Below are 20,184 nucleotides of genomic sequence, written 5' to 3'. Positions count from 1 at the left end.
AAATAGCAATGGTAATTAAATATAATGCTGTGGTGTACTATTTATATAAATAGTCTGATTGATATTACTATTCCAACATTCCTTGTTGCAATCATATTTTGTATATAAAAGCATATTTTTATGTTTTATTCAGCCAATATGATTCATCAGATCTTTTCATTTTTTCGGTGTTACTGAAATTTTCATCGTGAAATGGTCAAAAGCAATAATTTCCAGTAGAATAATGCTTTTATCAAATCACAAAACAAACAGCGAGAACTATGTCCACACAATTTGTTTTTACAATGCATCGCGTGAGCAAAGTTGTGCCACCGAAGCGTCAAATTTTAAAAGATATTTCATTAAGTTTCTTTCCCGGTGCAAAAATCGGTGTACTCGGTTTAAACGGTGCCGGTAAATCTACCTTATTGCGCATTATGGCAGGTGTAGATAAAGAATTTGAAGGGGAAGCTCGTCCACAACCCGGCATTAAAATCGGTTATTTGCCACAAGAACCAAAACTAGAACCACAACAGACCGTGCGAGAAGCGATTGAAGAAGCAGTTCACGAAGTGAAAAATGCATTAACCCGATTAGATGAAGTTTATGCACTATATGCTGATCCAGATGCGGATTTTGATAAATTAGCAGCAGAACAAGCTGAATTAGAAGCGATTATCCAAGCTCACGACGGTCATAACTTACAGAATCAATTAGAGCGTGCAGCAGATGCCTTACGTTTACCAGATTGGGACAGTAAAATCGAACATTTATCCGGTGGTGAACGTCGCCGTGTTGCGCTTTGCCGTCTACTATTAGAAAAACCGGATATGCTATTATTGGACGAACCAACAAACCATCTTGATGCGGAATCCGTGGCTTGGTTGGAACGTTTCTTACACGATTATGAAGGCACTGTTGTAGCTATTACCCACGACCGTTACTTCTTGGATAATGTCGCCGGTTGGATTTTAGAGCTTGATCGTGGTGAAGGTATTCCTTGGCAAGGTAACTATTCTTCCTGGTTAGAGCAAAAAGAAAAACGTTTAGCACAAGAGGCAGCAACCGAATCAGCTCGTCAAAAATCAATAGAAAAAGAGCTTGAATGGGTTCGTCAAAATCCAAAAGGACGTCAAGCAAAAAGCAAAGCCCGTATGGCTAGATTTGAAGAATTAAATAGTAGCGATTATCAAAAACGTAATGAAACCAACGAACTCTTTATCCCACCTGGTCCTCGCTTAGGAGATAAAGTCATTGAAGTGGAAAATTTATCCAAATCATATGGTGATCGTACTTTAATTGATAATCTATCTTTTAATATTCCTAAAGGTGCAATTGTCGGTATTATCGGAGCAAACGGAGCTGGAAAATCTACGCTATTCAAAATGTTATCCGGTCAAGAACAACCTGACAAAGGCACTGTTACATTAGGGGACACTGTGGTGCTCTCTTCTGTCGAACAGTTCCGTGACAAGATGGATAATAGCAAAACTGTGTGGGAAGAAGTTTCCGGCGGTTTGGATATTATGAAGATCGGTAACTTTGAAATTCCAAGTCGTGCTTATGTAGGACGCTTCAATTTTAAAGGTGTTGATCAACAAAAACGTGTCGGTGAATTATCAGGTGGTGAACGTGGTCGTTTGCATTTAGCCAAATTATTACAACGTGGCGGAAATGTGCTGCTCCTTGACGAGCCAACCAACGATCTTGATGTGGAAACCTTACGTGCATTGGAAAATGCTATCTTGGAATTCCCGGGGTGTGTGATGGTTATTTCTCACGACCGCTGGTTCTTGGATCGTATCGCTACTCACATTTTGGATTATGGTGATGAAGGTAAAGTCACTTTCTATGAAGGTAACTTCTCTGATTATGAAGAGTGGAAGAAGAAAACCTTTGGTGCTGAAGCCGTCCAACCAAAACGTATAAAATATAAACGTATTACGAAATAAATCACTACCAAATAAAATATACCGCCTATATAGTTTTATACACAACTAATAGGCGGAATTATCCATTATAAAAAGCTGAATTAACTTGCCAACGCTAACATCTCCTGTGCATTTGCTAACGATAACTGTGTTACTTCACTACCACCAAGCAATCTACCCAACTCTTTTACCCGTTCCTCAGCATTTAATAAACTGACCTGTGTTTCTGTTTTTCCGGCTTTGCAATATTTTTCAACTTTATAATGTTGATGCCCGTGTGATGCGACCTGCGGCAAATGCGTGATACATAGAATCTGCACTTTTTCACCTAATGAACGCAAAAGTTTACCGACAATATTGGCTGTTGCCCCACTAATTCCAACATCTATTTCATCAAAAATCACTGTCGGAATCGTACTTTGATCTGACGTTAAAGCTTGTAATACCAGTGCAATTCTAGATAATTCACCACCAGAAGCATTTTTATGCAAAGGTTGAAAACTCTCTCCTAAATTGCTCAATAGCATAAACGTGATTTGATCTATACCTTTATTAGATAATTTTTGTGATTCCATAGTGCATTGAATATCAAATTCAGCATTTTCCATTGCTAACTGTTTAATTTCTTCGGTTACCGCTTTCGCTAATAAAATGGCACCTTGTTGCCGACGTTCCGAAAGCTGTTTCGCAATTCTCATTGCCTGTTGATAAGCTTGCTGTTCCGCTTCGACTAACAACTCTTCGCCATCAATATATTCCGCTAACTGTTCATATTCATGCTTTAATTGCTGATGATAAACCGGTAATTCTGAAACATTAACCCGATGTTTTTGTGCTAATTGTAACGCCCGTTTTAAACGCATTTCCGTATTAGCCAATAATTCTGGATCATCCTCAATACGATAGGCAAGATGCTGCACTTCAGAAAAAGCCTCTTGAACGTAAATCTGTGCCTGTTGAATTAATTGCAGTGCCTCTTTAAATTGCTCATCCGCCTCAACCAATTCATCTAAATAGCTCACTGTTTTATTTAATAAATTTTCGATATTCGCGGTTTCATTTTCCGACAACAACTGTAAAACAGATTGCGACCCTCGACTTAACAATTCACTATTTGCTAATCGTTTTTGTGTTAAATCCAATTCTTCAAACTCACCCTGTTTTAAGGCAAATTCATTCAATTCTTCAATTTGATAATGTAATAGCTGTTTTCTTGCCTCGTTTTCTGCACATTGTTGACGAAAATCCGCCAATTTTTGCTGTTGTTGCTTCCACAAATGAAATTGATGATTTAACTGCTGTAATAAACTTTGGTTATGACAAAAAGTATCCAATAGCTGTAATTGATATTCAGGCTTCAATAATTGTTGAGAACAATGCTGTCCACTGATTTGCACCAATAATGCGCCTAACTCACGTAATTGAGCAGCAGGCACCGGTTGATTATTAATAAATCCTTTTGAGCGCCCATCTGCACTAATTGTACGGCGCAAAACACACTCTTCCGGATTTTCTTCATCATCCAATTCGTGTGCTTGTAACCATTGCTGTGCCGCAGAATTATTTTGTAATGAAAACAATGCACTAACATCCGCTCTTGATTCGCCGGAGCGCAACATTCCGCTCTCAGCACGCTGCCCCAAACAGACCTCTAAGGCATCCAATGCAATTGACTTGCCGGCACCAGTTTCACCGGTAATAACAGACATTCCTTGTGCAAAATCTAAGGTAAGACGATTAACAATAGCAAAATTATTGATGCGTAATTGAGTGAGCATAAGAAACCTCCAATACTGTATAAATATCAGTATATACTGTTTTTTTATACAGTAAAGTGTTTCTTGAAATTTAAAATAATTTTTTTAGCCAACCTAATTTAGAACTGAGGATGTTATAGTAGTTATAATCTTGTAAATGCAGCAGTTTCATCCGCAAATCACTCTTTTTCACCACAATCACATCATCAATACAGAAAGGAATATTCACCTGACTATCACAACTCACCTCTAACTGCCGCACGTTATACTGTGCAAAACGAAAGTGCAATTTGCTGTCGCCATCCACCACCAACGGACGAGAAGATAGAGTATGAGGGAACATCGGTACCAATGTAATTGCATTTAATAATGGCGTTAAAATCGGTCCACCGGCAGACAATGAATAAGCGGTTGAACCGGTCGGTGTAGCAATAATCAAGCCGTCAGAGCGCTGCGAAAAACAAAATTTATCATTAATATAAACTTGAAAATCAATCATATGTGCAATTTTTGCTGGATGAATCACAACCTCATTAATCGCTTGATTTGACGCAATAACCTGTCCTTCTCGTTCCACATTCACATCCAATAAAAAGCGTTCTTCCACAAAAAATTCGCCACGATCCAAACAGGATGATAACTGTTGATACACCTGATCTGGGTCAATATCAGTTAAAAATCCCAAATTTCCACGATTAATCCCAATCAACGCTGTATCATAACGAGCAAGTATGCGTGCTTTCCCCAGCATATTGCCGTCACCGCCAATCACAATCACTAATTCTGCCATTGAGCCAATCTCATCCAACGTAGCAATATGTTTTGCACTCAATTGCAGAGCTTTACCGACTTCCTGTTCAACTAAAACGTGATAACCACGATGCTTTAGCCAAATAAATAGATCTTGATGCATTTGCAGGCGATCATCGTGTCGAGGCTGTCCCACTACACCAATCGTGCGAAACGAACGATGTAATGTATGCTGTTGCGGTTTCATTCTAAATTCTTGCATAACAATTACCCAATTGATAACAACGCAATCCTTGAATTGCACTAAATGAGGCTTATATTAACATAACTATCGGCGATAAATTTGACTTAATTAATATCTCACGCCGAATAATTGGCGGTTATGGTGTTTTTTGTTAAACTAGCCGCCGTAAAATGCCTCTTTTTGATTTTGGAGAATATTATGTCTGAACAACAAAACAACGAACAAAACGCGATGAATGAAGAAGTAAATCAACAAGCTACAGAAACAGAACACGTCAACGAGCAAGAAAAAAGCAACGAAATTGATCCATTAAGTGAAGCACTTGCCAAAATCCAAGATTTAGAAGGTCAATTAGAAGAAGCTGCCAAAAAAGAACAGGATATTATGTTAAGAGCTCGTGCTGAAATTGATAATATCCGCCGCCGTACCGAAGCGGACGTAGAAAAAGCACATAAATTCGGCTTAGAAAAATTTGCCAAAGAGATTCTTAATGTAATTGATAATTTAGAGCGAGCTGCTGCAACCCCAAACACCTCTGAAGATGAAAGCGTAAAAGCTCTTTTTGATGGAGTAGAACTTACCCTAAAAGACCTCCTTTCTACCGTAGCTAAATTCGGTATCGAACCAGTCGGCGTTGTAGGTGAAACTTTTAATCCAGATCTTCACCAAGCAATCTCAATGCAACCAACCGAAGGCTTCAACGCTAATCAAATCACTACCGTTCTACAAAAAGGCTATCTACTAAACGGACGCGTTATTCGTCCTGCGATGGTAATGGTTGCCTCTTAAAAAAACAAAAAACCTCTTAAGCTGAACCAAGCAGCCTAAGAGGTTTTCTCATATTATTTATTAGTGTATCTATCAGAAGTTAGATTGATATTTTCAAATAAAGAGGTTAATTGTGATTGAAGCTACTCCACTAACTGTTCCGAACCAAGCACAATCCGATTCGCTTCAACATTGATCGCTTTGATAAGAGATTGGTATTCATTGATAGCCTCCAATAATGGTATCGGGATATACTTTTCTATTTGTTTCCAAGCTTCTGAAAGTATAAATTTTGTTGTTTCTTGATAGAGCGAAACAAACGCAATCTTGCAGGAAATTTCTAATGACATAGTTACTCCTTTGTAAAGTTTGTTACAAATAATAATACTAAAATAGCCTAAAAAACAAAATTACAAATTTGTATTTTTAGCTCTATTTTCTCTTTTAAATCATCATTATGCGATATGGATCACACTTTTCTCTTTGATAACTTATTAAATTATTTTCTTATAAAAACTTACTGTAAACACCCCACAGAAATGATTAAAAATCAATCTTTAATTAATCGTTTTTTATCCAAAATATTGCTCTCCTTCCCATCCCATTAACTTTTGATTAAAATATCGCTCTCATCTCTCATATCAGGAATAGACAGTGAATATTAAAAAGACAGTACGGCTCGGTTTATTATCGGGATTAACTTTATTATTTATCGGCTGTGCAAATGATGGACAATTTGTTGCACCTCAAGTTACGTTACCGCATAACGATCCGGTATGGTTGCAACATCAACAGGCGGTGAATGCGATTAATCATTATGCGGCAGAAGGGCAATTAGGTTATATCAGCAAAGAAGAGCGTTTTTCTTCCTCGTTTCAATGGCAATATTTAGGTGAGCAACATTATCGTTTATATTTTTCTTCCTTATTAAGTCGCAGTACATTAACTATTGAAAAAACAGCAAATAATACTGTAATTTTCGATAATAAAGGCAATTATTATGCCGATAAGGATATTCATCAATTATTACAAGATATTATCGGTTTTGATTTTCCGGTAGAACAATTTCCGAATTGGTTAAAAGGGTTGCCGGGAAATACACAAAATTATGTTGTTAATCAGCAGGGTTTATTAAGCCATTTTGATTATCAATGGCAAAATGAAATATGGCAGGCGAAATATGTAAATTATAATCAACAATCGCCAAAGTTGCCGCAAAATTTATTTATTAGTAGCCCGGATAAAACCTTAAAAATTCAAATTAAAAAATGGACTTTCTAATGGTTGAAAATAACTCTTTTTTAAATCGTTCTTTTTCATTTCCTTGCCCGGCAAAATTAAATCTTTTTTTATATATTAATGGGCGACGTGAAGATGGTTATCACGAATTACAAACATTATTCCAATTTTTAGATTTTTCAGATCAGCTCACTGTAACAATAAATAACAGTGGCAATATCACTTTGGAAAATCAATTGGATGATGTTGTGCCTGAAGATAATCTTATTTTTCGTGCCGCAAAATTATTACAACAATACACGCAAACTTCGCTGGGTGCTTCGCTCTCCATTGAGAAAAAGCTGCCGATGGGCGGTGGCGTTGGTGGCGGTTCATCCGATGCGGCAACAACATTAGTCGCCTTGAATTATTTGTGGCAAACCAATCTTTCACTCTCTCAATTAGCCGAGCTCGGTTTAAAACTCGGTGCGGACGTGCCGATTTTTGTTCACGGTAAAGCCGCTTTTGCCGAAGGTGTCGGTGAAAAAATCAGCTATTGTGAACCGGATGAGAAATATTATGTGGTATTAAAACCGAATGTGGCGATTTCTACCGCAAAAATCTTTCAAGATCCGAAATTGCCGAGAAATACACCAAAACGATCTTTGTCACAATTATTAGCCGACGTTTATACAAACGATTGCGAAAAAGTTGTGCGAGATCATTATCCTGAGGTTGAACAAGCTATTCAGTGGTTGGTACAATATGCACCGACCCGTTTAACAGGGACTGGCGCTTGCATTTTTGCCGAGTTTGATTCGCAAGATGCTGCAATAGCCGTATATCAACAACGCCCGACCCACTTATCAGGGTTTGTTGCCAAAGGGGTAAATCGTTCTCCGTTATACCTTGCCCTTGAGGATATGCAACAAAATTGTTAACGTGTGGATTGCATTGCAATCTGAATTTTAAAAAACCAACTCTGAGGTTAAAAATGCCTGACATTAAGCTGTTTGCTGGTAACGCAACACCAGAACTAGCAAAAAAAATTTCTGAACGTCTTTATACTTCACTTAGCGATGCCATCGTGGGTCGTTTCAGTGATGGTGAAATCCAAATTCAAATCAATGAAAATGTACGTGGTTCCGATGTATTTATCGTTCAATCCACTTGTGCGCCGACAAATGATAGTTTGATGGAATTAGTGGTTATGATCGATGCCCTTCGTCGTGCTTCTGCCGGAAGAATCACTGCAGTTGTGCCTTATTTCGGTTATGCCCGTCAAGACCGTCGTGTGCGCTCTTCCCGTGTGCCGATTACAGCAAAAGTGGTAGCAGATATTTTATCCAATGTCGGCGTTGACCGTGTTTTAACTTGCGACTTGCACGCAGAACAGATTCAAGGTTTCTTTGATGTGCCGGTAGATAATGTTTTCGGTTCACCGGTTCTATTGGATGATATTTTGAAGAAAACTGATTTGGAAAATCCGATTGTCGTTTCTCCGGATATCGGCGGTGTGGTTCGTGCTCGTGCAGTAGCAAAATTATTAAATGACACAGATATGGCGATTATCGATAAGCGTCGTCCTCGTGCCAATGTTTCTCAAGTGATGCATATTATCGGTGATGTTGCCGATCGTGATTGTATCTTGGTTGATGATATGATCGATACCGGCGGTACATTATGTAAAGCGGCGGAAGCATTAAAAGAACGTGGTGCAAAACGTGTATTTGCTTATGCAACGCACGCTGTTTTCTCCGGTTCAGCACCGAAAAACATTGCCAGCCCGGCATTAGATGAAATCGTTGTTACCGACACTATTCCGCTTAGACCGGAAATTATCGCCTTGAATAAAGTACGCGTGTTGACTTTATCCGGTATGTTGGCAGAAGCAATCCGACGTATCAGTAACGAAGAATCTATTTCAGCAATGTTTAATAATTAATAGATTCGCTGCAATACTCCATAACAAAAAACCTGCTGATCTAGCAGGTTTTTTCATTGTCATTATGTCTATTTTGAGAAATCGACTACAAACGGCGAACTTGCCAAAACGCTTTATTCCAATAAGGATTATTCAGTGAGGAATAGATAACACCACCTTTGGTAGAAGCGTGTAAAAATTGGTTATTTTTGACATAAATACCAACGTGGTAACCATTAGGACCTCTGCCGGTTTTAAAGAAAACCAAATCACCGGTCTGGATTTCATCTAAACCGACCTCAATGCCGACTTTAGATTGTGCAGTAGTGGTGCGTGGTAATTGAATCGCAAAACGATCCGAAAACGTTCTCATCACAAAGCCGGAACAATCAACCCCACTTTTCGTATTGCCGCCTATCCGATAAGGAGTGCGATACCACTCGTGCTGCTGCTCACTGAGCTGTGCCATCGTATAAATCGGATCAGGCATCCGACTGTTATATGAATGACGATGTGATGAACAAGCTGCCAATCCTAAGACTAAACCAATAATTAAACTTGTTTTAACAGAAGATGTTAGTTTTATTTTTAACACGGACATTCTCCATTCTTACAAGAAACAGATAAAATAAAGAGTACCCCTGTTCAAGGAATACTCTTTTTATTCAATTAATCTTTCGGTTTAGATTTCTCAACGCGTGCCCGCAATTTTTGCCCTGCTTTGAACACTACAACACGACGCGCAGTAATCGGCACATACTCACCTGTTTTAGGGTTACGACCCGGACGTGATGTTTTATCACGCAATTCAAAGTTTCCAAAACCGGATAACTTCACCTCTTCACCGGACTCAAGCGCCTGACGGATTTCTTCAAAAAATGATTCAACCAACTCTTTTGCATCATTTTTATTTAGATTGAATTTCTCAATCAAATTTTCAGCAAGTTCTACTTTTGTTAGTGTCATAAATTAATCTCTCAAATAAGCGTTTAATTTCTCTTTCAATGCAGATAACACGGTATCTACCACTGCTGAAATTTCTTCATCACTTAGCGTTTTTTCATTATCTTGCAAAATCAAGCTAATCGCTAAACTCTTCATTCCTTCGGCAATCCCTGCACCTTGATAAACATCAAATAAATTAATTTGTGTTAATTGTGCGCCGGCAGCCTCACGACAAACCGTTAACACCTCATCGGCAGTCACATTCTCTGCCACAATAATCGCCAAATCGCGGCGGTTAGCAGGGAATCGGGAAATTTCTTTGGCTTGAATAACATCTTTATGTGAAATCTTATCCCATAAAACTTCAAACACGACAACTTTTCCGTTTAAATCCAATTTTTGTGCTACACGAGGATGGATCGTACCGATAAAACCGATCTCCTCATCACCCAACATAATGGCAGCTGATTGCCCCGGATGTAAGGCTGGATACGATTTTGCAACAAATTTAATATTTTTTCCAGCGTTGGAGAGATCAAAAATACTTTCTAGATCACCTTTCAAATCAAAGAAGTTGACAGCTTCCGACTTAATCGCCCAATGTTCATTATGACGATTACCTGAAATTACCCCACCAATCACAAACTCTTGACGCACACCAATCGGATGATCGGCATCAACAACAAAACGCAAACCGCTTTCAAATAGACGGATTCGAGATTGTTGACGATTTTGGTTATATGCCACTGCACCAAGCAATCCGCTCAATAAGGAAACACGCATTGCTGACATCTCAACAGAGATCGGATTTGGCAAAATCAACGCTTCTTGCTCAGGGTGCAATAAACGCTGCACTTTCGGATCAACAAAACTATAAGTGACCGCTTCTTGATAATCGTGCTCAACAAACGCTGTTTTAATGCGGCTTAATGAAACATCAGACTCTTTATGTTCGCGCATCATTAAATGTGCCAACGGTGCATTATTAGGAATTGTGTTATAACCATAAATACGAGCCACTTCTTCGATTAAATCTTCTTCGATTTCAATATCAAAACGCCAACTAGTAGGTACCACAGTCCAAACATCGTTTACATAGGAAACCTGGAAGCCTAAACGCTGCAAAATATCAGTAACACTTGCAGTTTCAATATGATGACCTAGCAAGTTATCCAATTTTTCACGACGCAATGTTACCGGATTTAATTTTGGTAATGCATTTTCATCAACAACCTCACAAATTTCACCAGCTTCACCACCACAAATTTCGATTAACAATGCAGTGGCACGTTCCATCGCATAGCGCTGTAATTCAAAATCCACACCACGTTCAAAACGGTGCGAAGCGTCTGTATGCAAGCCATACTGTCTGGCTCGTCCGGTGATTGCCAACGGTGCAAAAAAGGCGGATTCTAAAATCACATTTTGTGTATTTTCATTCACACCGCTTGCTTCTCCACCAAAAATACCTGCCATTGCCAATGGACCATTTTGATCAGCGATTAATAACGTATTCTCTTTTAACTCTGCGGTTGAACCGTCCAACAATACTAATTTTTCACCGTTTTTCGCCATTCTGACTTGGATTGGTTGCGTCACCTTATCGGCATCAAATGCGTGCATCGGTTGACCTAACTCCAACAAAATATAATTGGTGACATCAACCACCGGATCGATAGAACGGATACCGCAACGACGCAATTTTTCTTGCATCCAGATCGGGGTTGCCGCTTTCACATTGACATTTCTTACCATACGCAATAAATAACGTGGGCAAGCTTCAGGTGCTTTTAATTCAATCGCCACTTTGTCGCTGATAGTGGATTTAACCGGTGTAAACTGCAATTCGTTCATTGCTGCTTTATTCACCACTGCCACTTCTCGAGCAATGCCTCGGATACTTAAACAGTCCGCACGGTTCGGTGTTAAACTGATCTCAATCGCTTTATCATTTAAGTTAAGATATTCACGCAAATCCATACCGATCGGTGCATCTGCCGGTAATTCGATAATACCGCTGCCGTCAGTTGAAATGGCTAACTCGGCATAGGAACATAACATTCCTTCCGAAGGTTGCCCGCGCAGCTTGGCTTTCTTGATTTTAAAATCACCCGGTAACACTGCGCCGACTTTCGCACAAGCCACTTTCAATCCTTTACGACAATTTGGTGCACCGCAGACGATATCTAATAACTCACCGCTACCGACATCCACTTTAGTTACGCGCAGTTTATCGGCATCCGGATGTTGTGCGCATTCCACCACTTCACCAACCACAACATTACTAAATTCACCGGCAACCGCCTCAACACCATCAACTTCCAAGCCTAACATTGTGATTTGATCACATAACTGTTCGGTGCTAATCGCAGGATTAACCCATTCTCTCAACCACGATTCATTGAATTTCATTTTGTCAAATATCTCCCTGCAAATTAGTTAAACTGTTTTAAGAAACGTAGATCATTTTCAAAGAAAGCGCGCAGATCGGTCACGTTGTAACGCAACATTGTTAAACGCTCTACCCCCATACCAACCGCAAAACCGGAATATTCATTCGGATCAATACCGACATTGCGTAACACATTTGGGTGTACCATTCCGCAACCTAACACTTCCAACCATTTTCCATTTTTTCTCATCACATCCACTTCCGCAGAAGGTTCAGTGAATGGGAAATAAGAAGGACGGAAACGCACTTGCAAATCTTCTTCAAAGAAATTACGCAAGAAATCGTGCAACAAACCTTTTAATTCAGTGAAATTTGCCTTTTTATCAACAAACAATAACTCAATTTGATGGAACATCGGCGTATGTGTTTGGTCATAATCGTTACGATAAACACGACCCGGCGCAATAATACGAATCGGCGGACGCTGTTTTTCCATGGTTCTAATCTGCACGCCTGAAGTTTGCGTACGCAATAAACGTTCCGCATCAAACCAGAAGGTGTCGTGGTCGGCACGTGCCGGATGGTGTGCCGGAATATTTAGAGCATCGAAATTATAGTGATCGGTTTCAATTTCCGGCCCTGTTTCCACCGCAAAGCCAAGTTCAGAGAAGAATTTCACCACACGTTCAATGGTTAATGTCACCGGATGAAGCCCACCGTTTTCCAATTTACGTCCCGGCAAAGTAACATCAATCCGTTCTTTTGCCAATTTGGCATTCAATTCCGCCTCTTCCAATTCAGCTTTTTTCGCATTCAATGCGGATTGTGCTATCTGTTTTGCTTCATTAATTTTTGCTCCCATTGCCGGACGCTCTTCGACAGAGAGATCACGCAGCCCCTGCATTAATAATGTGTAAGGCCCTTTTTTCCCGAAATACTCAACACGAATGGCTTCCAACGCTTTTCCGTCCTGAGCTGCTGCAATCGCCGCTAAGGCTTGCTCTGTAATCTGTTCTAGGTTTTGCATACCTTTCCTCTATGATTTAGATAACTCAATAATCGTCAAAATTTGTCATAAAAAAAGCCTCCATACTGAGGAGGCTTGTCAGTTTAATTGCCAAGATTTTAGTTAAACCAATCGCCTCTTAGATACTAAGAGCAAAAAAATCGAAAACTAAAAAATAATGTGGTCATAATTAAACTGAAATGAAATTGTTAAAAGTGAAGTAATGATAATACTAACCGCTTAAAAAATCACGTTTTATTGTTGTATTTCTGTAATTTCTTGTTGTAATACCGCCGCAATTTGCGCTTTTACGCACTCCCGCTCAAAATAAACACCTTGCGGTAACAGCGAATAGCAAAACCGCTCTCCGGCAAATGAAAACGCCAATAGGGCTGCGTGTAGATAGCAACGATCTGCCGGTGATTTATCGCCATACAAAGGATCACCCAAAATCGGGCTGCCCAAACTTTTCATTGCAACCCGCAGTTGATGTGTTTTTCCGGTTTGCGGTTTTAAGACAAACAAACGCAATCCGCTTTCACAACTGATTGAATAAAAACGAGTAATTGCCGGATTACTGCAGCTTGGCGACAATTTCCACATTGATCGCCGGCTCCGCACCATATCGCCTTTAATCAAACCCTGTTTTTTCTTCGGTTTTCCCGTTGCCAATGCCAAATAAATTTTTTGCACCTGATGTGCGGCAAACTGTGCCGATAATTCCGCTGCCGCTTGTCGATTCAAGGCGCACAATAATAAGCCGGAGGTGCTTTTATCCAAACGATGAACCAACCAAACCTGCTCCACACCAAGCTGTTCGGCAAGCTGTGTCGTTAAACCCTGTTCATTATCATCTTTATGTACACTGACACCACAAGGTTTATTGATTACCACAAAATTTTCTGTTTGAGCCACAATCTGAAAAGGCATTAACACCACTTCTCCAATAACCATAAAAGTTCGCCAGTATAAGCGATTTCAAAAATAATGGTATGAGTGCATAAAAATATTCACAATTTTTCCAAGAAAAACCGACTCAAAAACAGTATTTATCACAAATAATTTTACCTACATCACAAAAATGAAGGTTATTTAAACCGGATAGCATAATTTGTTCTATCATAACGCCATAGGTCAGAAATAAGAGGGATATTATGATGGCAACAACTAATCCAAAAATTAAAGCAATTCAGATGCAGCTCGCGCAGTGGGATGATCAAATTCTCGCTAATGACATTTATCAAGCCCTTTCTCAACAACATTTTGTTGGAAAATTATCGCCACAAGTCGTCAGTGATCTTTGCAAAAATTTCAAATTGAGCGTAAATCACTTGGCTTTGCAATTACTACCTATCGCTGCCTGTTATTCCGTTACGCCTGTTTCCAATTTTAACGTTGGTGCTGTGGCACACGGTATCAGCGGTGCGCTTTATTTCGGTGCAAATCAAGAATTTTGCGATAGCAGTATGCAGCAGACCATCCACGCCGAACAGAGTGCGATTTCGCACGCTTGGATGAATAATGAAGCCACCATTACCGCTATCACCGTAAATTACACACCCTGTGGGCATTGCCGCCAATTTATGAACGAATTGAACAGTGCGGAACAGTTTTATATTCATTTACCGCACGCCCAAAATAACCGTTTACACCAATATTTACCCGATGCTTTCGGTCCGAAAGATCTTGATATCAAGACTTGTCTGTTTGATCCACATAACAACAAATTAACCATTGACAGTTTTGAACCGTTGGCTCAACAGGCATTATTGGCGGCGAACCGTTCTCACGCACCTTATAGTCAGGCTTATTGTGGTGTCGCACTGTTATTAAAAGATGACACCATTTTAACCGGTCGCTATGCCGAAAATGCCGCATTTAATCCAAGTTTGCCGGCATTACAAGTGGCAATAAATCTGGTGAGATTATCCGGTTATCACGATCAGGATATTACCGCAGCGGTGATGGTTGAATTGCCTACCAAAATGCAACAACGCTCAATGGCAGAGCAACTATTGCAAGCAATTAACCCGAATATTAAATTTCAATATTTCGTTGCGAAAATAAACTAATCGAATCGAAAGGTAAAATAAATTTGTGATCCGTTTCGCATTTTTTTATTTTAGTTTAAAAAATTTTTATAACATTTATTAGAAAATGTTATCTTTAATAGTATAACTTCTCATCCTAAAAGTAAGGTTTATTATGAAAACTCTAGGTCAATTTATTGTAGAAAAACAAGCCGAATACCCTAATGCCAAAGGTGAACTTAGCGGTATTCTCTCCTCTATTCGTTTAGTGGCTAAAATTATCCACCGTGATATTAACAAAGCCGGTTTAACGAATGATATTATCGGAAATTCAGGTGTTCAAAATGTACAAGGCGAAGCACAAATGAAACTTGATGCATTCGCCCACGAAAAAATGAAAGCAGCACTTATTTCTCGTGATGAAGTTGCCGGTTTCGGTTCGGAAGAAGAAGAAAATATCGTTGCTTTCGATACAGAACGTGCACGCAATGCAAAATATATTATCTTAACCGATCCTTTGGACGGCTCATCTAATATCGATGTAAACGTTGCCGTTGGTACTATTTTCTCTATCTATCGCCGTGTTTCACCAATCGGTCAACCGGTTACCTTAGAAGATTTTCTGCAACCAGGTAATCGCCAAGTTGCCGCCGGTTATATCGTTTACGGTTCATCCACCATGTTGGTTTACACCACCGGTAACGGCGTAAACGGTTTTACTTACGATCCTTCGCTCGGTCTATTTATTCTTTCCCACGAAAATATCAAAATTCCACAAGATGGGGCTTGCTACTCCATTAATGAAGGACATTATTTGAAATTCCCAATGGGCGTGAAAAAATATATTAAATATTGCCAAGAAGAAGATGAAGCAAGCAATCGTCCTTATACATCACGTTATATCGGCTCATTGGTTTCCGATTTCCACCGTAATATGTTGAAAGGCGGTATTTACATTTACCCAACCACCACGCGTTATCCGAACGGTAAACTTCGTCTATTGTATGAAGGCAACCCAATGGCGTTCCTTGCTGAACAGGCTGGCGGTATGGCGACTGACGGTTATCGTCGTATTCTTGATATTCAACCGACCGCATTGCACGAACGTACACCGCTCTTTATCGGTTCAAAAAATATGGTGGAAAAAGCCGGTCAATTTATGAAAGACTTTAAAGAATAATTCCTATCAAAAAAACAAAAAATCCTCGCTATTTCAATAGAATAACGAGGATTTTTATTATAAAAAATTAACGCATTGTTACAAATTCTTCCGAACCGGTCGGGTGAATTGCCACTGTATTATCAAAATCTTTTTTAGTCGCGCCCATTTTAATGGCAACCGCAAAGCCTTGAATCATTTCATCGACACCGAAACCAATGCCGTGCAGACCAACAATTTTCTCTTCCGGACCGGCACAAACCAATTTCATTCGACAAGGCTGACGATGTTGTGTGACCGCCGTGTACATCGAAGTAAAGGTAGATTTGTACACTTTCACATTTTCTGCGCCATATTGTTCAATGGCTTGAGGCTCGGTCAATCCTACAGTACCGATTGGCGGATGGCTGAAAACAACAGTCGGGATTAAATTGTAATCTAAATGTTCAGTCGGTTTATTGTTGAATAAACGTTCAGATAAACGGCGACCGGCAGCTACTGCAACCGGTGTTAATTCAACCGCACCGGTATTATCGCCGACCGCATAAATACCTTGCACATTGGTATTCTGATATTTATCAACTTCAATAAAGCCTTTGCTGTTGGTTTTCACGCCGGCAGCTTCCAAATTGAGCTGATCGGTCATCGGTACACGACCGATCGCCCAGACAAGGCAATCTACGGTTTGTGAGCGACCGTCTTCCAAAAAGAGTGTGAGTGAGCCGTCATCATTTTTCACCACTTTTTGTGGAATCGCGTGAGTGTGCAAAGTTGCGCCCTCGCTATTCATAATTTCCACTAAAGTTTCAACAATTAACGGGTCAAAATTACGCAACGGCGCGTGTTTGCGCACAAATAGATGCGTTTCAACGCCCAAACTATGTAAAACGCCTGACAATTCCACTGCAATGTAACCGGCACCGACTACAGCAACACGTTTTGGCAATGCTTTCAATGCAAATACACCATCGGAATCAATGCCGTATTCAGCACCTTCAATGTTTGGATGACTTGGACGACCGCCGGTTGCGATCAAGATATGTTTCGCTTTGATTAATTCGCCGTTGACTTCAACAGTGTGTGCGTCAACAAATTTCGCAAAACCGCGAATGACATCAACTTTGTTATTGCCGAGAACTCGCTCATAGGATTGATGAATACGATCAATATAGGCTTCACGGCTTTCACGTAATTTTGTAAAATCAAATTGGTTAACAGTCACATCAAAACCATAATCCGGCGCATAAAGGTTAATGGCTTCTGCAATTTGCGCACCGTACCACATCACTTTTTTCGGCACACAACCCACGTTTACACAAGTACCGCCAAGATATTTGGCTTCAATAATGGCACATTTTTGACCATAGCTGGCAGCACGGTTAATCGAAGCGATACCGCCGCTGCCACCGCCAATCGCAATATAATCATATTCTCTCATTTTTGTTCTCCCATTAAATTTAAACTGTTATGGCGTCTATTTTGACGAAATTAAATAAAATACGCCAACTGTTAACATAAATTGGTTTAATTGGTAATAGCGATATTTATTCCGGCGTAATCCAATGAAGATCCCAATGCCCGGTGCCATCCGGCGCTAAAACGTTGGTTAAATACGGCAGAATGGCTTTCATTTGTGCTTCTAATTTCCAAGGCGGATTAATCACAATCATTCCGCTTGCCGTCATTCCTCGTTGTGCGGTATCAGGGCGAATACCCAATTCAATTTGTAGGATTTTACGGATCTGAGTCTCTTCTAAAGCGCGCACCATTTTCTTAATTTGTTGACGTAAAACCACCGGATACCAAATGGCGTATGTGCCGGTAGCAAAACGTTTATAGCCCTCAACAATGGCATCCACTACAAGCTGATAATCCTCTTTTAATTCATATGGCGGATCGATCAGAATAAATCCACGCCGTTCTTTGGGCGGCAAGACTGCCTTCAACTGCTGAAAACCGTCATCACGTTTAACCTGTACATTTTTATAAGGCTGCATATTTTTGCGTAATAACGGATAATCGCTCGGATGTAATTCGGTTAAAATGGCTCTGTCTTGCGGACGCAATAAATTTGCCGCCAATAGCGGAGAACCGGGATAAAAACGAAGTTTTTGTTGGGAATTTACTTTCGCAACTTGATCCAGATAATATTTCACCGTTTCGGGAAGATCTTGGCGTTGCCATAAATAACCGACGCCTTGCTCAAATTCCGCTGTTTTTTCTGCTTCAAAACTTTGTAATGAATAAAGACCAGCGCCGGCGTGTGTATCTAAATAGAGAAAGCCTTTCTCTTTCTGCTGTAACGCATCAATAATTAAAAGTTGCACAATATGTTTCAGCACATCGGCAAAATTGCCAGCATGAAAACTGTGGCGATAACTTAACATAAATTTCCTCTTATTTTTCTAATTGATGCCAATGTTTCGGATTGACAAATTCAATGCCTTTATCAACAAAAGCGATGTTTTCGTGTTGCAACAAATAGCGTTTTGCCGGCAATCCGCCACCAAAACCGGTGAGCTGCTGTTGTTTGCCGAGAATACGATGACAAGGCACAATAATGCTGATAGGATTTCTTCCAACAGCACCACCGACCGCACGCACGGCTTTTGGTTTTCTTATTTGATGAGCAATATCAGCATAACTAGCAGTTTGACCAAAAGGGATTTTTAATAATGCAAACCAAACGGCACGTTGAAATTCCGTGCCAATTAAATGTAATGGCAGATCAGAAAATTCTGTTCTTTGTCCAGCGAAATATTGTATTAAAGCGTTTTTTGTTTGTTGCAACACCGGATGTTGATCATCATAACGCCAATTTTGCTGTGTCTGTACCTGTTCGCGTTCAAACAATACACTAATTAAATGTTGTTCTTGAGCAAAAAGCTGTAAATTGCCAATCGGAGAAGACATTGTCAGCCAATAAATATGATCTGCCATTTGATTAATCCTTTTTAAAAGCTCGCTATTGTATTGGAAGCGGTTGAAATAGAAAAGTTAATAATTTTTACGGCGAATAAACGCGATTAAATTTTTAATTCGATAAATTAATAAGGCGGCGAGGATTAATACGCTACCAGCCAATTTTAATGCTGTTAATTGTTCATCAAGCCACCAAACACTCATTATCATTGTCCACACCGGTTCAAGCAACATAATAATAGAAGCGTTAGCAATATTGCAGTAACGTTGCCCGATTGTTTGCAACATATAACGGAAATTGGTACCGATTAGCACGCTAATGGTTAGCCACATAATTGCTGAAGTCGGCACTTCACTTTTCCACGGTTCAACTATTAATGAATAACTAAGGCAAAGCACACCGACTACAGAAAGTTGCAATGTAGTTAAAGCTAAAGCCGGAATTGATTTTGAATATTGATTGTGTAAAACAAAATAACTTGCTGAGAATAGCGAGGCAAGTAAATAGAATAGACTGTCAGTCGAAAAATGCAATTCACCTTTAGAAATCGCCAATAAATAAACACCGGAAAGTGCAATCGGCAAAGCAATCCAAAATGAGCGTAACGGTTTATTATGAAACACCAACCAAGAAATCAATGGTGCGATTAACATTGAAATGCTCATCAAAAAAGCTCCCTCACCAAGATTATTGCTATAAGTAATAGCAATAATCCAAGTTGCCATAAAAGCAGCGAATAACAGCCCTGTGGCGCTGGCACGCATTACTTCGATTCGAGTTAAACGTTTAAATTGTGGATAGGCAAATGGCAAGAATAACAAAGCAGCAGAGAAAAAACGCAATCCAATAAAACCGACAGGCGGAAAGCCGACTAAAGCATACTTTGAGAAAAACCATCCCAAAGCTGCCAAAATGGATACAAAAAACAGAATAATTTCACCAATGCCATCTTTTTTTGCCATAAATTTTTCTTCTTATAGGAACAATGAAGGACAATGTTTCTATTATGAGCATTCAGGAAAGGCGTGTAAAACTTTTTTCAAGTCAGTCGCGGATAATGGCATAATAAATCAGGAAAAAATACTAATTAACTGGATATTTATACAGTTTAAAGGTATGCTAACGAACACATTTTTATAGGGCAAGGCGCACTTGTGC

Annotated in this window: 19 protein-coding genes; 7 read left to right on the top strand and 12 right to left on the bottom strand. The window is 39.6% G+C overall.

Going from position 1 to position 20,184, the window contains the following annotated elements; genetic code table 11:
• Positions 1 to 260: 260 nt before the first annotated feature.
• The gene (ettA, locus tag JP36_RS01850) at positions 261 to 1,931 is read left to right on the top strand and encodes an energy-dependent translational throttle protein EttA (protein WP_039171388.1); all 1,671 of its coding nucleotides are present in this window, start codon (positions 261 to 263) and stop codon (positions 1,929 to 1,931) included.
• Positions 1,932 to 2,011: 80 nt separating this feature from the next.
• Here ettA and recN read toward each other — a convergent pair whose 3' ends face one another.
• Complete coding sequence (gene recN / locus JP36_RS01845; RefSeq protein WP_039171385.1) at positions 2,012 to 3,688, bottom strand: DNA repair protein RecN; 1,677 nt, start codon at positions 3,686 to 3,688, stop codon at positions 2,012 to 2,014.
• 70 nt (positions 3,689 to 3,758) lie between these two features.
• Positions 3,759 to 4,679, bottom strand: coding sequence for an NAD(+) kinase (locus tag JP36_RS01840; protein WP_039171382.1), 921 nt, complete (start codon positions 4,677 to 4,679; stop codon positions 3,759 to 3,761).
• 180 nt (positions 4,680 to 4,859) lie between these two features.
• Here JP36_RS01840 and grpE point away from each other — a divergent pair, with 180 nt between their 5' ends.
• Entirely contained in the window at positions 4,860 to 5,450 is a 591-nt protein-coding gene (gene grpE, locus JP36_RS01835) for a nucleotide exchange factor GrpE (RefSeq protein ID WP_039171378.1), read from the top strand.
• 122 nt (positions 5,451 to 5,572) lie between these two features.
• Here the strand turns inward: grpE and JP36_RS01830 are convergent, their stop codons facing one another.
• A complete protein-coding gene (locus JP36_RS01830; RefSeq protein WP_039171376.1) occupies positions 5,573 to 5,779 on the bottom strand; it encodes a hypothetical protein in 207 nt (68 codons plus the stop codon).
• 304 nt (positions 5,780 to 6,083) lie between these two features.
• On the opposite strand from JP36_RS01830, the gene lolB reads away from it, so the two are divergent.
• The 3 genes from lolB to JP36_RS01815 are packed head-to-tail and all read left to right on the top strand — an operon-like array spanning position 6,084 to position 8,592.
• Positions 6,084 to 6,710 carry a lipoprotein insertase outer membrane protein LolB gene (gene lolB, locus JP36_RS01825; protein WP_013747050.1) on the top strand — a complete coding sequence of 209 codons (627 nt, stop codon included), beginning with the start codon at positions 6,084 to 6,086 and terminating at the stop codon, positions 6,708 to 6,710.
• Positions 6,710 to 7,588 carry a 4-(cytidine 5'-diphospho)-2-C-methyl-D-erythritol kinase gene (gene ispE / locus JP36_RS01820; protein ID WP_021462335.1) on the top strand — a complete coding sequence of 293 codons (879 nt, stop codon included), beginning with the start codon at positions 6,710 to 6,712 and terminating at the stop codon, positions 7,586 to 7,588. Before lolB ends, ispE begins: the two co-directional genes overlap by 1 nt.
• A 53-nt stretch (positions 7,589 to 7,641) precedes the next feature.
• Positions 7,642 to 8,592 (top strand): ribose-phosphate pyrophosphokinase, encoded by a 951-nt coding sequence (locus tag JP36_RS01815; protein ID WP_013747048.1) that lies wholly within the window; start codon positions 7,642 to 7,644, stop codon positions 8,590 to 8,592.
• An 85-nt stretch (positions 8,593 to 8,677) separates the two neighbouring features.
• Here JP36_RS01815 and JP36_RS01810 read toward each other — a convergent pair whose 3' ends face one another.
• The 5 genes from JP36_RS01810 to JP36_RS01790 all read right to left on the bottom strand — a co-directional run bounded on the left by JP36_RS01810 (position 8,678) and on the right by JP36_RS01790 (position 13,868).
• Positions 8,678 to 9,172, bottom strand: coding sequence for a C40 family peptidase (locus tag JP36_RS01810; protein ID WP_013747047.1), 495 nt, complete (start codon positions 9,170 to 9,172; stop codon positions 8,678 to 8,680).
• 68 nt (positions 9,173 to 9,240) lie between these two features.
• Positions 9,241 to 9,537 (bottom strand): integration host factor subunit alpha, encoded by a 297-nt coding sequence (locus JP36_RS01805; RefSeq protein WP_018347353.1) that lies wholly within the window; start codon positions 9,535 to 9,537, stop codon positions 9,241 to 9,243.
• A gap of 3 nt (positions 9,538 to 9,540) precedes the next feature.
• Positions 9,541 to 11,928, bottom strand: coding sequence for a phenylalanine--tRNA ligase subunit beta (pheT, locus tag JP36_RS01800; protein ID WP_039171373.1), 2,388 nt, complete (start codon positions 11,926 to 11,928; stop codon positions 9,541 to 9,543).
• Between the two features lie 23 nt (positions 11,929 to 11,951).
• Positions 11,952 to 12,935: a phenylalanine--tRNA ligase subunit alpha gene (pheS, locus tag JP36_RS01795; RefSeq protein WP_039171372.1), complete on the bottom strand. Its 984-nt coding sequence runs from the start codon at positions 12,933 to 12,935 to the stop codon at positions 11,952 to 11,954.
• Positions 12,936 to 13,169: 234 nt separating this feature from the next.
• Positions 13,170 to 13,868, bottom strand: a complete 699-nt coding sequence (locus JP36_RS01790; RefSeq protein WP_039171368.1) for a TIGR01621 family pseudouridine synthase — start codon at positions 13,866 to 13,868, stop codon at positions 13,170 to 13,172.
• A 200-nt stretch (positions 13,869 to 14,068) separates the two neighbouring features.
• On the opposite strand from JP36_RS01790, the gene cdd reads away from it, so the two are divergent.
• Complete coding sequence (cdd, locus tag JP36_RS01785) at positions 14,069 to 14,986, top strand: cytidine deaminase (protein WP_039171365.1); 918 nt, start codon at positions 14,069 to 14,071, stop codon at positions 14,984 to 14,986.
• A 133-nt stretch (positions 14,987 to 15,119) separates the two neighbouring features.
• Positions 15,120 to 16,124 (top strand): class 1 fructose-bisphosphatase, encoded by a 1,005-nt coding sequence (gene fbp / locus JP36_RS01780; RefSeq protein ID WP_039166874.1) that lies wholly within the window; start codon positions 15,120 to 15,122, stop codon positions 16,122 to 16,124.
• Between the two features lie 67 nt (positions 16,125 to 16,191).
• Here the strand turns inward: fbp and gorA are convergent, their stop codons facing one another.
• From gorA to JP36_RS01760, 4 genes are all read right to left on the bottom strand, one after another.
• Positions 16,192 to 17,541, bottom strand: coding sequence for a glutathione-disulfide reductase (gene gorA, locus JP36_RS01775; protein WP_039171363.1), 1,350 nt, complete (start codon positions 17,539 to 17,541; stop codon positions 16,192 to 16,194).
• Between the two features lie 106 nt (positions 17,542 to 17,647).
• Entirely contained in the window at positions 17,648 to 18,490 is an 843-nt protein-coding gene (locus tag JP36_RS01770) for a 23S rRNA (adenine(2030)-N(6))-methyltransferase RlmJ (RefSeq protein ID WP_039171358.1), read from the bottom strand.
• Between the two features lie 10 nt (positions 18,491 to 18,500).
• The gene (locus JP36_RS01765) at positions 18,501 to 19,043 is read right to left on the bottom strand and encodes a methylated-DNA--[protein]-cysteine S-methyltransferase (protein ID WP_039171354.1); all 543 of its coding nucleotides are present in this window, start codon (positions 19,041 to 19,043) and stop codon (positions 18,501 to 18,503) included.
• Positions 19,044 to 19,100: 57 nt separating this feature from the next.
• Positions 19,101 to 19,988: a DMT family transporter gene (locus JP36_RS01760; protein ID WP_039171351.1), complete on the bottom strand. Its 888-nt coding sequence runs from the start codon at positions 19,986 to 19,988 to the stop codon at positions 19,101 to 19,103.
• Positions 19,989 to 20,184: the final 196 nt, after the last annotated feature.

It is taken from the genome of Gallibacterium genomosp. 1 (genome assembly GCF_000771875.1).
In the GTDB taxonomy this organism is placed as follows: Bacteria; Pseudomonadota; Gammaproteobacteria; order Enterobacterales; family Pasteurellaceae; genus Gallibacterium.
This window is presented reverse-complemented; position numbering and strand designations above follow the sequence as displayed.